This is a genomic window from Streptomyces sp. NBC_01549 (assembly GCF_026339955.1).
GTDB lineage: Bacteria > Actinomycetota > Actinomycetes > Streptomycetales > Streptomycetaceae > Streptomyces.
Window position 1 is genome coordinate 2,339,410 of record NZ_JAPEPW010000002.1, and the last position, 15,021, is coordinate 2,354,430.

At 71.1% G+C, this 15,021-nt stretch carries 11 protein-coding genes; 6 read left to right on the forward strand and 5 right to left on the reverse strand.

The annotated features are described in order from the left end of the window. The first annotated feature begins 98 nt into the window (after positions 1-98). Positions 99-923, forward strand: a complete 825-nt coding sequence (locus OG819_RS45855) for a hypothetical protein (protein ID WP_266634797.1) — start codon at positions 99-101, stop codon at positions 921-923. 19 nt (positions 924-942) lie between these two features. On the opposite strand, the gene OG819_RS45860 is transcribed toward OG819_RS45855, so the two are convergent. After that, positions 943-2,550: an AMP-binding protein gene (locus tag OG819_RS45860; protein ID WP_266655325.1), complete on the reverse strand. Its 1,608-nt coding sequence runs from the start codon at positions 2,548-2,550 to the stop codon at positions 943-945. After that, on the reverse strand, positions 2,547-4,226 hold the full coding sequence (locus OG819_RS45865) for an AMP-binding protein (RefSeq protein WP_266655327.1): 1,680 nt from the start codon (positions 4,224-4,226) through the stop codon (positions 2,547-2,549). The genes OG819_RS45860 and OG819_RS45865 overlap by 4 nt, the downstream gene beginning before the upstream one ends. A 451-nt stretch (positions 4,227-4,677) precedes the next feature. On the opposite strand from OG819_RS45865, the gene OG819_RS45870 reads away from it, so the two are divergent. The 4 genes from OG819_RS45870 (at position 4,678) to OG819_RS45885 (ending at position 10,585) form a co-directional block, all read left to right on the forward strand. Further along, positions 4,678-5,400 (forward strand): LuxR C-terminal-related transcriptional regulator, encoded by a 723-nt coding sequence (locus OG819_RS45870; RefSeq protein WP_266655329.1) that lies wholly within the window; start codon positions 4,678-4,680, stop codon positions 5,398-5,400. Between the two features lie 264 nt (positions 5,401-5,664). Then, positions 5,665-8,484, forward strand: a complete 2,820-nt coding sequence (locus OG819_RS45875) for an AAA family ATPase (RefSeq protein WP_266655330.1) — start codon at positions 5,665-5,667, stop codon at positions 8,482-8,484. 373 nt (positions 8,485-8,857) lie between these two features. Beyond that, positions 8,858-9,649, forward strand: coding sequence for a serine protease (locus tag OG819_RS45880; protein WP_266655332.1), 792 nt, complete (start codon positions 8,858-8,860; stop codon positions 9,647-9,649). Between the two features lie 288 nt (positions 9,650-9,937). Further along, positions 9,938-10,585 carry a LysE family translocator gene (locus OG819_RS45885; RefSeq protein WP_266655334.1) on the forward strand — a complete coding sequence of 216 codons (648 nt, stop codon included), beginning with the start codon at positions 9,938-9,940 and terminating at the stop codon, positions 10,583-10,585. 18 nt (positions 10,586-10,603) lie between these two features. Here the strand turns inward: OG819_RS45885 and OG819_RS45890 are convergent, their stop codons facing one another. Beyond that, positions 10,604-11,776, reverse strand: a complete 1,173-nt coding sequence (locus OG819_RS45890) for a winged helix DNA-binding domain-containing protein (RefSeq protein WP_266655336.1) — start codon at positions 11,774-11,776, stop codon at positions 10,604-10,606. A 166-nt stretch (positions 11,777-11,942) separates the two neighbouring features. Here OG819_RS45890 and OG819_RS45895 point away from each other — a divergent pair, with 166 nt between their 5' ends. Further along, positions 11,943-13,103 carry a CorA family divalent cation transporter gene (locus tag OG819_RS45895; protein ID WP_266655338.1) on the forward strand — a complete coding sequence of 387 codons (1,161 nt, stop codon included), beginning with the start codon at positions 11,943-11,945 and terminating at the stop codon, positions 13,101-13,103. 285 nt (positions 13,104-13,388) lie between these two features. Here OG819_RS45895 and OG819_RS45900 read toward each other — a convergent pair whose 3' ends face one another. Together OG819_RS45900 and OG819_RS45905 are read right to left on the reverse strand one after the other, a co-directional pair. Continuing rightward, on the reverse strand, positions 13,389-14,624 hold the full coding sequence (locus tag OG819_RS45900; RefSeq protein WP_266655340.1) for a site-specific integrase: 1,236 nt from the start codon (positions 14,622-14,624) through the stop codon (positions 13,389-13,391). Positions 14,625-14,668: 44 nt separating this feature from the next. Continuing rightward, on the reverse strand, positions 14,669-14,959 hold the full coding sequence (locus tag OG819_RS45905; protein ID WP_266655342.1) for a helix-turn-helix domain-containing protein: 291 nt from the start codon (positions 14,957-14,959) through the stop codon (positions 14,669-14,671). Positions 14,960-15,021 lie beyond the last annotated feature (62 nt).

The window sequence follows — 15,021 nt, forward strand, 5'->3', positions numbered from 1 at the left end:
GGAGGAGGGTGGGGGTTGTGGGAGCGTTTCGCTGCCGCGGGCCCCCTGTCTGGAGGACGATGGACGGGCTGTCCCGACGTGACGTCCTGGAGTGGGCCATGGCCGAGAGCGTGCCGGTGCGGTGTCCGGCCTGCCGTCGCGAGCATCTCTTTGCCGCGCCGTCGTACCCGTGCGTGTGCGGCGCTCCCGTCACGCCCCCGCTCGACCGCCTCGCCGATCCCGCCCCGGTCACCCACCGCACCTGGGACGAGGACTGGGTCACGGTCCCCTGCGACACCTGCGGCCGCGCGGACCAGTGGCCCCATCCGGAACTGGGCTGCCCCTGCGGAGCGATGCTGCGCATTCCGGTACGAGGGGCACGGCGCCCCCTGCGCGCGGAGATCACGCCGGGCACCGGCGTCCCCGCAGACCTGGAGCCGGACCCGGAACCCGAGACCGCGCCGCCGCCCCCCGGTACGGCAGGGACCGCCCCCGCCCCCGCCACGCCGGGAAGCCCCCTCATCCCCGACCACGTCCCGCTGCCCCACACCACCCCGCCACCGCGCCCGGTGTTCCAGCCGGTCACGATCCGCACCGCCCGGGACGCCGTGACGGCGGCCGCGCTGTATCTGCGGTGGCTCGGCTACCGCGACATCCGCCGGGCGGACCAGCGCCCCCCTTCGGGCATCGGACTGACCGCCCGGGGCATCCTGGCGCAGGTGGACCCCACCGTCCGCCCGGCCTCACTGCGCGATGTGGAGTGCCTGTGGCTGACGGCCATGTCGGAGTCCACGGGCTGCGTCTACTTCTCCCTGGCCGGCTACGCGGAGGGCGCCCGCCGCCGCGCCGACGCCCTCGGGATCCCCCTCTTCGTCCTCGACCTCACGGGCACTCCCCAGCCGGTGAACACCCACGCCGACGAACTGGTCGCCACCGGCGCCTGAACCCCGGCCCGGACAGGCCCTACTCGGCGTACGTCTGCCGCAGTTCGATCTTGCGGACCTTCCCCGACACCGTCATCGGGAAGGACTCCAGGACCTGAAGGCGGCTGGGTACCTTGTAGTGGGCCAACCGGCCCTCGCAGAAGGCCCGCAGTTCCTCCAGCGTCAGGGGGTCGGCCGGGTCGCGCGGGATGACACAGGCCAGCACCTCCTCGCCGTAGCGCTCATGGGGCACCCCGACCACCTGGACGTCGGCGATCTTCGGGTGGGCGTAGAGGAACTCCTCGATCTCGCGCGGGTAGATGTTCTCGCCACCGCGGATGATCATGTCCTTGATGCGGCCGACGATCTCGACATACCCGTCCTCACGCATCACGGCGAGGTCGCCCGTGTGCATCCAGCGCCCCGCGTCGATGGCCTCGGCGGTCTTCTCGGACTCGTTCCAGTAGCCGAGCATCACGCTGTAGCCGCGGGTGCACAGCTCTCCGGCGGTGCCGCGCGGCTGCGTCACCCCGTCCACCGGGTCGACGACCTTCACCTCCAGGTGCGGGAGCACCCGGCCGACGGTGCCGGTGCGGTGCTCCAGGTCGTCGTCCATGCGGGTCTGCAGGGACACGGGGGAGGTCTCGGTCATGCCGTAGCAGATGGAGACCTCCGCCATGTGCATCTCGGCGACCACCCGTTTCATCACCTCGACCGGGCACGGCGAGCCTGCCATGATGCCGGTGCGCAGTGAGGACAGGTCGTACGCCGCGAAGCCGGGGAGGTTCAACTCCGCGATGAACATGGTCGGTACGCCGTACAGCGAGGTGCAGCGCTCGTCCTGGACCGCGCGCAGCGTCGCCGCCGAATCGAAGGAGGGCGCGGGGATGACCATGCACGCGCCGTGCGAGGTCGCCGCGAGGTTGCCCATCACCATGCCGAAGCAGTGGTAGAAGGGCACGGGGAGACAGATCCGGTCCTGCTCGCTGTAGGCGATCAACTCACCCACGAAATAGCCGTTGTTGAGAATGTTGTGGTGGGAGAGGGTCGCCCCTTTGGGGAAGCCCGTCGTGCCGGAGGTGTACTGGATGTTGATGGGGTCGTCGCAGGACAACTCGCCCGCGCGCGAACGGAGTTCCTCGGCCCGGCCGGGAGTCCCGCGCCCGATCAGGGCGTCCCAGCTCGGGTCGCCGATGTAGACGGCCTCCCGCAACTGCGGGCATCTGCCGCGCACTTCCTCGACCATCGCCCGGTAGTCGCTGGTCTTGTGGCTCAGGGAGGCGAAGAGCAGCGAGATGCCGGCCTGCTGGAGGACGTACTCGACCTCATGGGTGCGATAGGCGGGGTTGATGTTCACCATGACCGCGCCGATGCGGGCGGTGGCGTACTGGACGAGCACCCACTCCGGGCAGTTGACCGCCCAGATGCCCACCCGGTCGCCCCGGGCGATGCCGGTGGCCAGCAGCGCGTACGCCAGCTCGTCGACGTCCGCGGAGAACCGGGCGTACGTCCAGCGCCGCCCGGACGGCACGTCGACGAGCGCCTCCCGGTCCGGCCAGGCCGCGACCGCCCGGTCCAGGTTGGCCCCGATGGTGTCGCCGAGCAGGGTCGTCGCACCGGTCCCGTGCGTGTAGGAGAGTGCGCTCACCGGAAGTCCTCCTCGCGGTACTCGGCGTCCGAGCCCGCGGCCGTGGCCTCGCGCAGCTCGATCCGGCGGATCTTGCCGGAGATGGTCTTGGGAAGTGTGCCGAACTCCAGACGGCGGATGCGCTTGTACGGCGCGAGCACCGTGCGCGAGTGTTCGAAGAGCACCTTCGCCAGGTCGGGGCCGGGTTCGTGCCCCGCCGCGAGGACGACGTACGCCTTGGGGACGGCGAGCCGCAGCTCGTCGGGGGCCGGGACGACGGCCGCCTCCGCCACCGCCTCGTGCTCCAGCAGGGCGCTCTCCAGCTCGAAGGGCGAGATCTTGTAGTCGGAGGCCTTGAACACGTCGTCGGCGCGGCCGACGTAGGTGATGTATCCGTCCTCGTCCCGGGCGCCGATGTCACCGGTGCGGTAGTAGCCGCCCGCCATCGCCTCCGCCGTACGGTCGGCGTCGCCGTGGTAGCCGGTCATCACGCCCACCGGCCGCGCCGACAGATCGAGCGCGATCTCCCCCTCCGCCGCCCCGGGCGCGCCCGAGACCGGGTCGAGGAGTTCGACGCGGAAGCCGGGGCTGGGCCGTCCCATGGAGCCCGTCTTGAGCTGCTGGCCGGGGCTGTTGGAGACCTGGACGGCCGTCTCGGTCTGTCCGAAGCCGTCCCGGATGGTGACGCCCCAGGCGCGCCGCACCTGCTCGATGACCTCCGGGTTCAGCGGCTCACCGGCGGCGACGGCCTCGCGCGGCGGGGTGCGCAGCTGCGTGAGATCGGCCTGGATGAGCATCCGCCACACCGTGGGCGGGGCGCAGAAGGTGGTGACGCCCGCCCGGTCCATCTCCGCCATCAGCCGACCCGCGTCGAAGCGCGTGTAGTTGTAGAGGAAGACGGTCGCCTCCGCGTTCCAGGGCGCGAAGAGGTTGGACCAGGCGTGCTTGGCCCAGCCGGGCGAGGAGATGTTCAGATGCACGTCGCCGGGCTCGAGCCCGATCCAGTACATCGTCGCCAGATGACCGATCGGGTAGGAGGTGTGGGTGTGCTCGACGAGCTTGGGGTGGGCGGTGGTGCCGGAGGTGAAGTAGAGCATCAGGGGGTCGTCCGCGTGGGTGACACCCTCGGGTTCGAAGTTCGCGTCGGCGGCGTACGCCTCCTCGTACGACTGCCAGCCGGGCCGCGCTCCCCCCACCGTGATCCGGGTGTAGCGACCGGGCACCTCGTCGAACTTCTCCGCGTCCTCGGCGCGCACGACCACATGCCGGACGCGGCCGCGCTCGACACGGTCGCGCAGGTCGGCGGGGCCCAGCAGGGTGGTCGCGGGGATGACCACGGCGCGCAGCTTCATCGCGGCGAGGGCCGTCTCCCACAACTCGACCTGGTTGCCGAGCATGACCAGGACACGGTCCTCGGCGCATACGCCTTGCGCGCGCAGCCAGTTGGCGACCCGGTTCGAGCGCTCGGAGAGCGCGGCGAAGGAGAACTCGGCGCGCTCGCCGTCCTCCTCGACGATGTGCAGGGCGGTGCGGTCGTTGCCCTGTGCGATGACGTCGAACCAGTCGAGCGCCCAGTTGAAGGACTCCGGGCGGGGCCACTCGAAGCCCTCGTACGCCGTGGCGTAGTCCGCACGGTGCTCCAGCAGGAAGTCCCGCGCGGCGCGGAACTCGTCCGTCGCGCCGTTCGTCACCGTCATGTGTCCTCCTCGTTGCCGCACACCACCTAGGGCCTGTGTCGGAGGTGGCACCCTCCTGGCGGAGGGCACCACCTCCGACACAGGCCCTAGCATCGTGTACTCCGTGATGGAGGTCTCACCACCGTTCCTGTGGATTGAGCGGGTGTGAGCCCACTCAGCCGCACACCCCGAACGGTCTTGGGCGCACTGGTTCCCGGCGTACTCAACCCCGGGGCGGCGACACGCATCCTGTGCGTGGTCCGGTCTCGGGAGGCCAGTTCCCTGCGCGACCTGGCATTTGAGCACGGCCAGAGGCGACGGAGAGGCCCTGAACCATCACTCCGGTGGAGCAGGGGCCCCGCACGCCGACACCACGCCCGGCGTCCCAGATCGCACGATCACGTTAACCCGATCGGCTCAAGGCGCCACAAGCCCGCGAGCCGACCATCACACGATCGAGTTAAAGCGGCCCGTGTGCAGCGAACTCAGCGGTACGGCGACGCCCGCGCTCAGCGCCCTCGCCGTGTCCTCCGGCAACGGCCTGGGCGGCAAGGCGGTCGCGCTGGCCCGGCCCTGCGCGGTGACGGACTACTCCACCTCACGGCAGATCAGCCACGAGTACGACGTGGCGGTCGCCACGGAGGGCCTGTGCTCCGTGATCGCCGTACCCGTCGTCGTACGCCGCCGGGTGCGCGGGGTGTTGTACGGCGCCCTACGGACGGCCCAGCCCCTGGGTGACCGCACACTCGGCGCGGCGATGGCGGCGGCCCGGGACGTGGAGCAGGCGCTGGTCGTACGGGACGAGGCGCAGGGGCTGCTGAGCGTCACCCGGGAGCCCGAACCGGCGGCCGGGAGCCCCGCGTGGGAAGAGGTCCGCGAGGCGCACGGGGCGCTGCGGGCGCTGGCGCCGCGCATCGTCGACCCGGCGCTGCGGGCCGAACTGCTCGAAGCGTGCGGGCGGCTGGCCGGTGCGGCGGCGTCCGACGCCCGGTCGCCTCGCGTCGGCCTCGCCCCGCGCGAGGTGGACGTTCTCGCCTGCGTCGCGGCCGGGGCCACCAACGGGGGTGCCGCCGAGCGATTGGGGCTGCGGCCGGAGACGGTCAAGGGGTATCTGTGCTCGGCCATGCGGAAGCTCGGTGCGCACACTCGGCTGGAGGCGGTGGTCGCCGCGCGGCGTGCCGGATTGCTGCCGTAGCATTCCGACTGCCTCGGCTTCGGCCGCTCTGCGGCCTTTTCTCCGTCGCCCCGCGACGATTTCCCACCCGACCGCCCCTTTTGACCGCTTCGCGGCCCCCGATGTCGGCCGCTCCGCGGCCCCCACCTGGCGCTTTTCATTCAAGCGGGGGCGCACTGAAATACCCCATGCGAACGCCCTGTTATTTCCCTCACCACCCGGAGACTCCGAAATTCAAAGAGTCGTTGCCTAATATTGGCTCGGACACGACATGCGAGGGGAGCGGTGACCGTGCGAGGGGACTTCAAGGAGCCTGCGAGACCCCGCCCCGACCTGGTCATCGGCCGGGAGGAGCTCTTCGCCGGCGCGCGCGAGCAGCTCTCCGGCGGAGGCAGTGTGCTGGTGCACGGCCCCGCGGGAATAGGAAAGTCCACCGTCCTGCGTGCGTTGGCCGCGGAATGCGCCGAATCGGCACGCACCGTGTTGCGTTGCTCGGCGACCGAGTCCGAATCCCATCTGCCCTTCCTCGCCCTGGCCGACCTCCTCGGCCTGGTGGTGGACGAGGTCTCCGACCGGCTGCCCGCCCCGCAGCGCACCGCCCTGGAATCGGCCCTCACCGGCCGCGGGGAATCGACCCTGCAACGGGACGGCCTCGCCCTGCGCCTGGCGGTCCTCTCCGTGCTCCGGGCCCTGGCCGCCCAGGGCCCGGTCCTGATCGTCGCCGACGACCTCCAGTGGCTGGATCCGGCCAGCGCCGAACTGCTCGGCTTCGCCGCCCGCAGGCTCGGCGAGATGCCTGTGCGGATGCTGTGCGCGGTGCGCACCGACACCGAGCCACGGGACCAACAGCACGACCGCTATCTACGCGCGTCCCCGCCGGACACCCTCGCCGTGCGGCTCAACCCGCTCTCCCGCGCGCAGGTCGCCGAACTCCTCGGCCACCGCGGCTACACCGGCCTGCCCCGCACGACCGTCCGCGACATCCACCGCACCAGCGGCGGCAACCCGCTCTTCGCGCTGGAGCTCGGCCGCGCGCTCGCCGAGAATCCCGCCCGGCCGAGCCCCGGCGAACCGCTGCCCGTGCCGACCTCGTTGCGCGCGCTCGTCCTCAGCCGTCTGGAGATGCTCTCCGCCGAGGCCCGGCGCACCCTGCTCGTCGCGAGCGCGGGCGCCCGCCCCACGCTGGCGCTGCTGCACGCCGCCGGGCGCGAGAACGCCGAGGCGGAGACCGCGCACGCCGCCTCGCTCGGGCTGCTGGCTACCGAGCGCGAGACACCGGGCATCCGGTTCGCGCATCCGATGATCTCGGCCGCCCTGTACGCGGAGGCGAGCGCCCAGGATCGGCGCGCCGCCCATGCCGCGCTCTCCACCGCGGCCTCCGACCCCATCGAACGGGCCCGGCATCTCGCCCTGGCTACCACCGGTACCGATCCGCAAGTCGCCGCCCGGCTCGGCGAGGCCGCCGCCGCGGCCAGGGACCGGGGTGCGCCCTCGGTCGCCGCCGGGCTCGGACTGCTGGCGGCCCGGCACACTCCCCCGGAGACCGTGCCCGGCCCGGACGAGCGGCGCTTGCAGGCCGCCGAGGACGCGCTGACCGCCGGGGAGTCGGACCTCGCGCGGGACATCGCCCGCGAGGTACTCCGCCGGGTGACCGCGCCCGCGGAGCGCGTCCGCGCCTGGATGGTCGTGATCGACGCGGCGGGACATGCCATGGCCGAGATAGACGCGGTCTTCCCGCAGGCCCTCGCGGACGCGGGCGAGGACCCTCGGCTGCTCGCGCTCGTGCGCTACCAACTCGCCTGGCGGGCCCTGCTGATGGAGGGCGAGATGGCCAAGGCCCGCGAGGAGGCCGCGATCGCCGCGCAGCTCGCCGCCCGCGCCGGGGACCGGCCCACCGAACTCCTCGCGCTGGGCTTCCAGGCCCAGATGGAGACCCTGATGGGCCACGCGGACGCGCCCGCCACCATCCAGCGGGCGATGCGCGAGCCGCAGGACCCCCGGGTGGCCTGCGACCACAACGGCGCCGGCGCCGCCCGCTTCCGCTGGCTGATCATGGGCGACCAGCTCGCCGAGGCCCGCACCACGATCACCGCGCTGCTGCGTGAGGTGCGGCGGCGCGGGATGGTCGAGAGCGAGGTGCACTTCCTGCGCGGGCTCGCCGAGACCGAACTGCGCTCCGGGCACTGCGGGCGGGCGCTCGACCTGGCCCGGGAGAGCCTGCGGCTGGCCCGCGACACGGGGATCGGCGAGGCGGCCACCGCCATGTTCACCTCGCTCGCCGAGGCCGCGGGCGGCGATGTCGACCGGGCGCTGGCGCTGGCCCGGGAGGCCGTGGACCGCGCCGAGGAGGACGGCGACCTGGTCTATCTCTCGCGTGCCCTGGGCGCCCTCGGGCACGCCCAACTGGTGGCGGGGGACTCGCTCGCGGTGGTGCAGTCCCTGCGCCGGGTACGGGAGCTGGAGGAGCGGCTCGGGGTCACGGACCCGGCCCGGGGGCGCTGGCACGGCGACCTCGCCGAGGCCCTGGTGCGGATCGGTGAGCCGGTCGAGGCGCAGGACGTCATCGACGCCACGCGGGCGCGGGCGCTGCGGCTCGGGCGGGAGAGCGTGCTCGCCGTGCTCGACCGGGCGGAGGCGCTGGTGCGGGCCGCGCGCGGCGAACAGGGGCCCGCGATACGTCAGCTGACGGCCGCTCAGGACCGGCTGGGCAAGCTGGGCTACGGCCTGGAGGAGGCCCGGGCCGCGTACGCCCTCGCGGGGCTGCGTACCCACCGGCCGGGGCCGACCTCCTACGACGAGGCGACTCGGCTGTTCCGCCGCTGCCGGGCGCTGCCGTGGCTGCGGCAGGTGGAGTCCGCGAGCGCGACCGGTCCGGCGGCGACGGCCACGACGCCGTTGGCCCCCGCCGCGCTCGACAGCCTCGCCGCGACGGAGCGTCAGGTCGCGGCGCTGGTCATGGAGGGCGCCACCAATCGGGAGATCGCCGCGCGGCTGTTCATCAGCGTGAAGACCGTCGAGGCGACGCTCACGCGGGTGTACCGGAAGCTGGGGATTCGCTCGCGGGTGGACATCGTTCGGCTGGCTGCGGGGCGCCGGAGCGGGTGAATTTCGGTGCGGACACGGGGGGACGACGGGTCCCGCGCCCCTGAAGAGGCGCGGGGAACCGCGCGACCAGTCCACGCTCACCCGCAGCCGAAGGTTCGGCGGCTAGGACCTGTCCGGCCGATCACGGCGGAGACGAGGTGCCGCTGCTTCCCTCCACCGTGATCGGCCGGACAGGTCCTAAACCCCGCGTACGTCGAGCAAGGGTTTTCCCTCCCGCAACTCGCCTAGGGGCTTCCCCTCTTGGATGCCGAACGTTCCGCCTTCTAGCGTGAGCGTCGTGCCGCTCGCTCGGGCATACGGCGTCAGCCCACAGTCGCCGTGCCTCACCCCCCACACCCGCGCGTCCCCCCACCGGCAACTTCTGAGGAGATCCATGTTCGGGCTCAATCGCGCCAAGAAGACCGCCGCCCTCTGTACGGCGACCGCTGCCGCCGCCGCGACCGCTCTCCTGTGTGCACCCGGCGCCGTCGCCGCCCCCCAGCCGATCGTCGGCGGCACGACGACCACCACCACCGCGTACCCGTTCATGATGCAGATCACCGACGCCTCGCAGAGCCAGTTCTGCGGTGGCACCCTGGTCGCGGCCAACAAGGTCGTCACCGCTGCCCACTGCATGGTCGGCGAGACCACGAGCAGCGTCCGCGTCGTCGGCGGCAGAACGTACCTCAACGGCACGAACGGCACCGTCAGCAAGGTCAGCAAGATCTGGATCAACCCCGACTACACCGACGCCACCAACGGCGACGACGTGGCCGTACTGACTCTGTCGACGTCGATGTCGTACACCCCGGCGTCGTACGTCGCCTCCACGGACACCGGCGTGTACGCGACGGGCGCCACCGCCCGCATCATCGGCTGGGGCACCACCTCGGAGAACGGCAGCTCCTCCAACCAGCTGCGCACCGCGACCGTCCCGATCGTGTCCAACACCAGCTGCGCCGGCTCCTACGGTTCCGAATTCGTCGCCAACGACATGGTCTGCGCCGGATACACCTCCGGCGGCGTCGACACCTGCCAGGGCGACAGCGGCGGCCCGCTGCTCATCGGCGGCGTCCTGGCGGGCATCACGTCCTGGGGCGAGGGCTGCGCGGAGGCCGGCCACCCGGGTGTCTACACCCGCCTGACGACCTTCTCGAACCTGGTGAAGACGCAGATCAACTCGTAATCATCGTTCACCGGACTCCAGTGACTGTTCGTCAGCCACCGGCGTCGCGAGCTCCCTCGGTCTCCTGAGCATCCCTCAGGTGAAAGCCAGGGGGCGTTGCGAGCCTCCACGAGCGGCCCGCAACGCCCCCTATCCATTTCCTCCCCCGTTCTTCCCCCTTACTTGTCGGCGGTCAGCTTCCCCACACTGCCCCAACTGCCCGCCGGCACCTCGTGGACGAGTTGCCGCCGTTCCGTGTCGGGACCGTAGGCCCCCTGTTTGAATGGCGACCGTTGGGGGGTGATGGACATGGTGTCCACAGACCGGTTCCTGGCCTTCGCCGCGATGTCGCTGCTGGTGATCGTGGTTCCTGGGCCGAGTGTGCTCTTCGTGATCGGGCGGGCGCTCGCGCACGGTCGGCGCACGGCGGTGATGACGGCGCTCGGCAATGTCGTCGGCTCGTATCTGCTGGTGGCCGCCGTCGCGTTCGGGATCGGCTCGCTGGTCGAGCGTTCGCTGACCGTCTTCCTGGTGGTGAAGCTGGCGGGTGCCGCGTATCTGGTCCTGCTGGGGGTGCGGGCGTTCCGGCACCGCAAGGAGATGAAGGCCTCGGCGCTGCGGCAGGCCCCGGAGACCGCGGCGCGCGGCGATCTGCGGACCGTCCTGGACGGCGCCCTCGTGGGCCTCACCAACCCCAAGGGTCTGGTCTTCTTCGCGGCCGTGCTGCCGCAGTTCGTGGACCACTCGGCGGGGCGGGTCCCCGCGCAGATGCTGACGCTGGGTCTGATCCCGATCTCCATCGGGCTGGTCACCGACACGTTGTGGGGGCTGACGGCGTCCGCGGCCCGCTCCTGGTTCGCCAGCTCGGACCGTCGGCTGTCGCTGATCGGGGGTGCGGGCGGCTGCACCCTGATCGGGCTCGGGGTGACGGTGGCGGTGACGGGTCGCGCAGACTGAGTCCTGCGGTGACGTGACTTACGCGGCCACGGTCCCGAAGCGGATGTCGTACGACGTCGACGTCCCGGACACCGTCCGGAGCAGCCTCTCGGCCTCCTCCATCACCTCGTCCCGCTGGGCCTTCGTGAGCCGACCGAAGGTCTCGATGGTGAGCACCTCCCCCTCCTGCCGCCACAGGCCTGCCAGGAATCCGTCGACGAGCAGCGTGCAGTACGCCTGATTGCCCGCCCAGGTACGCCCCTTGAGGTCGGCGGGCACCACTCGGGAGCGGTCGGCGTGCGAGAGGAGCAGGTTGTCGAACTCCGGCAGGAAGCGGGGTGGGGCCGGGATGTCGGCGTCGGGGCGGGGCGCGTCGGGCAGGTCGAAGAGCTCGACACCGTTCGCGTCGCGGAAGGTGAGAAGCCGCGGTCGGAGGCGTTCGAAGGCCTCGCGCAGCCGGGTCAGCCCCGCCCAGGTCTGCATGTCCTTGACGGAGGCGGGCCCGAAGGCGGCGAGGTAGCGCAGCACGGCCGCGTCGGGGCCGGGGGACGGCTCGGTGGGCCGGCCCAGCCAGTGTTCGGCGGTGGTGAGCGCGACCTGGCCGCTTCGGCCCCACAGGCCGCGCGGGGTGACCTGCACGAGCGGCAGCCGGCAGCGGGCGGCGACCGAGAGCGCGAACGGGTCGGCGTCCGGCCAGTGGACGAGCAGTTCCTCGCGCAGCTGCTTCATCGTGCGCGGCTCGGCCTCCACCAGCTCCCTGCTGATCGCGGCGAGCCGGTCGAGGTCGACCCCCGCGAGCCCCTTGCGGAAGTGGTTCAACTCCCGGTCGCGGGCTCCCTGCACCAGCGGTCGCAGGGTGAGGGCGTCGTCGGCGGTGTGGGTGTGGATGGTGGAGCGCAGGGTCACGATGCGGACAACGGCCCTGTCCTCCATGGCCGTCGACAGCTCCTCGGGCCGAAAGCCCTCCAGCCGGGCGGCGAGAGCGTAGTACGGCGGCTTCACGTTCTGCGCCTGAAGACCTACGAGGTGCCGGACGGCGTCCGTGGCACTGCGACCGGCGGACCGGCGCAGGAGGAGCTGACGGGCGAGGGTCGCGCGGTTGAGGGCGCGGGGGTCGAGCACGGGTGCGAGTGCCGGTACCGGTCCCGGTGCGGGTGCAGGTCCGGGAGCGGGTGCGGCGGGGTGGCCGCCGCCGCTCGTCTTCGTCGTCATGGTGTGCACGCTAACGAGCCATGCGGACACCTTCCGTCCGCGATCCACGGAACTCTCCACGCGGACGCCCGCCCGGGCGGTACGCCCTCTTCCGCCCGCGACATTTGACCCGTATATCCTTCTCCGTGATCACAGCGACGTACCCGCGACATGGGAGGCAGCCGCAATGTCCGAGCGACGCCCCCGTCCGGCCGCCAGAAACGGCAGGAAGTCCGTCTGGCGGCGCGCTCTGAACGCACCGGCCGCGACCGGCCCGACGCCTCCGGCGCCGCGCGCCGACCCGCCGGAGCCGGAACCCGCCGACGCCGACAGCGTCGTACAGGCGGCCCTGTACCGCGACGGGGTACGGGTCTCGACCCCCGCCTCCCTCGCCGACACCTTCCGAGAGCTGCGCGACCAGCCGTCCGGCATGGCATGGATCGGCCTGGCCCGTCCCACGGAGGCCGAACTCCTCTCCCTTGCCGCCGAGTTCGACCTGCATCCGCTCGCCGTCGAGGACGCGATGGAGGCACACCAGCGTCCGAAGCTGGAGCGCTACGGCGACACACTCTTCGTCGTCCTGCGCGCCGCGCGCTATCTGGACGCGCCGGAGGAGGTCGACTTCGGCGAGCTGCACGTGTTCGTGGGCCCCGACTTCGTGATCACCGTCAGGCACGGCGCGGCGCCGGACCTGTCGGCGGTGCGTCGCCGCATGGAGGACTCCCCGGAGCTGCTGAAGCTGGGCCCCGAAGCCGTCCTCTACGCGATCCTCGACTCGGTCGTCGACGGCTACGTCCCCGTCGTCTCCGGCGTCCAGAACGACATCGACGAGATCGAGACCGAGGTCTTCCGCGGCGACCCCGAGGTGTCCCGCCGCATCTACGAACTCTCCCGAGAAATGGTCGAGTTCCAGCGTGCGACCCGCCCCTTGGTGGGCATGCTGCACGCCCTGATGGCGGGTTTCGCCAAGTACGGCACCGACGAGGAACTCCAGCGCTACCTCCGCGACGTCGCCGACCACGTCACCCACACCAGCGAACGCGTCGACGGCTTCCGCCAGGCCCTCACCGACATCCTCACCGTCAACGCCACCCTCGTCACCCAGCAACAGAACGCCGAGATGCGAGCGCTGGCGGAGGCGGGCTTCGAACAGAACGAGGAGATCAAGAAGATCTCTTCCTGGGCGGCCATTCTGTTCGCTCCGACGCTGGTCGGAACGATCTACGGAATGAACTTCCGGGAGATGCCGGAGTTGCACTGGGTGCTCGGATACCCCTTCGCTATCGTCCTGATGGCAGTCGTATGCACCAGTTTGTACTTCATCTTCAAGCGGAAGGACTGGCTCTGAGTAACCGGTCGACGGGGGCCTGCGCCAGGGCCTCGCGGGAGCCGAGGCAGTCGCCAAAAGGCCCGTCCAAGGCCGCTGGGGAGAATCTGGGGAGAATGAGATGTGCTCCGCGTCGGCCGGTTCTCCCCGCCGCGGGCCAACGGTCTTGCTGAACCTTGGGGCGTCAGCACCGACGGCGGACGCCGAACATCACGGAGGGTAACCGCGCTTCCGGACCGGAACGCCGAAGAGGGGCGCAGCAAGTGCTGCGCCCCTCTTCTGGCAGGCGTCCAAATAGTGTGCCCACTACCCGGCCTGGATGGCCCGGGCGCTTCGGTTGAGGAGTGCGTCGATGGCACCGCGCCCCTTCCCGCCGGCCTCGGGCATGAAGTGGGCGTAGAAGTCGAGGGTGATGGTGGGGGTCGAGTGGCCAAGCCACCGAGCGAGCGTGACCACGGACTCGCCTGCTTCCAGGATGACCGAAGCGTAGGTGTGCCGCAGCACGTGGAAGCCGTCCTTGCGAGACGCCGTCCAGCGTTCCCCCGCATTCCGCACCGGGATGACGCCGGCCGCGGCCAGAGCGGGCTTCCACACCTCGACATTGAAGATGTTCGCCCGGATGGCGTTGCCGTACGTCGTGGTGAGAATGAGCGGGAACTTCTTCCTCTCCCGGTCACCCTCCGGACCGCCCCAGGGCAGCTCCACCTCGACGGCAGGGTACTCAAGGAGATACTCGGCCAGCGCCGAGGCAACCGAGGGAGGCATGTCGACGACGCGCGTCTTGCCGCCCTTCGGCAGTGTGAAGTACAAGCGCCCATGCAGGAGCTGCACCTGCCGGCGGATACGCAGCGCCCCTCGGGCGAAGTCGACATCCTCAGGTGACAACCCGAAGACCTCCCCCTGCCGCAGCCCACAGCCCAGCGCGACCACCGCAGCGATGCGGTAACGCGGGCCGATCGCGTCCCGAACCCGCAACGCTGTCTCCAACGGCCAGGCTTCCCGCTGGTCCTCCGGCGCCTTCGGCCAGCGCACCGACTTGGCCCGCATCGGATTACGCACGAGCCGCTTGTCATCGATAGCCGTCTCGAAGATGTTCGAGAGCGACGTGAGGATCTGCCGTGCGTAGCGCGGCGCGCATTCGCCCTCCAGCGCGGCGATATACCCCCGCAAGACCGCCGGCGTGATGTCGCGCAGGGGAACCGTGCCAAGATGCGGCCGGATGTGCAGGCGGACCCGCTCGTCGATGCGCTTGACCGTACCTGGCGCGCCACGGACTCCCGTCTGCCAGAAGCGTGTCACGTAGTCGTCCAGCGTGATCGATCCGTCGCGCGGGTCGACGAACTCACCCCGTTCGCTGTCAGTACCGGCCCTGCGTAGCCACGCCTTGGCGTCTTCGAGCACATCGAACGACTTGTCCCGCACCCCGGGGATACCAGCGACCCGGTATCGGGAGCCCTTGCCGTAGCGGGCCGTGCGTGCCCGCTTGCCGGTGGCAGGGTCTTTCTTCTTCGTGAGCCAGCGGTCTTCGATGTAGCCGGCCAAGCGGCTCCTTCCAGTAGGTGATAGGGAGGTGGGGCAGACGCCCCTCAGGCGCTCGCGTCGTAGTCCGAGCGCATCCGTGGTGCTGTGTTGAGCGGGCTCAGGGACGTGTTGGAGCGCGAATCAGCCTGTTCCTGTTCGCGAACCCAGGCGTCGAGGGCTTCCACCCGGTACATGACGCGGCCGCGGGGACCCATGCGGAAGCTCGGCGGTCCTTGCCGGCGATGGCGCCAGACATAGAGGGTGTGGGGCGAGAGGCCGAGATACTCGGCGGCGTCTCGCACGGTCAGGAAGGCAGTGCGTGTGGCGGCGGGGACGGGCAAGGATCGCGCAGACATCGGCGGTCTTCCGTGAAGTGGGAACGGGAACGGGCTGGGGTGGATGGGGCGCGGCTCTGCGC

Coding starts and splice junctions, on each gene's coding strand:
- OG819_RS45855 (WP_266634797.1), top strand. CDS start 99: ATGGCCGAGAGCGTGCCGGTGCGGTGTCCGGCCTGCCGTCGCGAGCAT.
- OG819_RS45865 (WP_266655327.1), bottom strand. CDS start 4,226: ATGACGGTGACGAACGGCGCGACGGACGAGTTCCGCGCCGCGCGGGAC.
- OG819_RS45880 (WP_266655332.1), top strand. CDS start 8,858: ATGTTCGGGCTCAATCGCGCCAAGAAGACCGCCGCCCTCTGTACGGCG.
- OG819_RS45885 (WP_266655334.1), top strand. CDS start 9,938: ATGGTGTCCACAGACCGGTTCCTGGCCTTCGCCGCGATGTCGCTGCTG.
- OG819_RS45890 (WP_266655336.1), bottom strand. CDS start 11,776: ATGACGACGAAGACGAGCGGCGGCGGCCACCCCGCCGCACCCGCTCCC.
- OG819_RS45895 (WP_266655338.1), top strand. CDS start 11,943: ATGTCCGAGCGACGCCCCCGTCCGGCCGCCAGAAACGGCAGGAAGTCC.
- OG819_RS45905 (WP_266655342.1), bottom strand. CDS start 14,959: ATGTCTGCGCGATCCTTGCCCGTCCCCGCCGCCACACGCACTGCCTTC.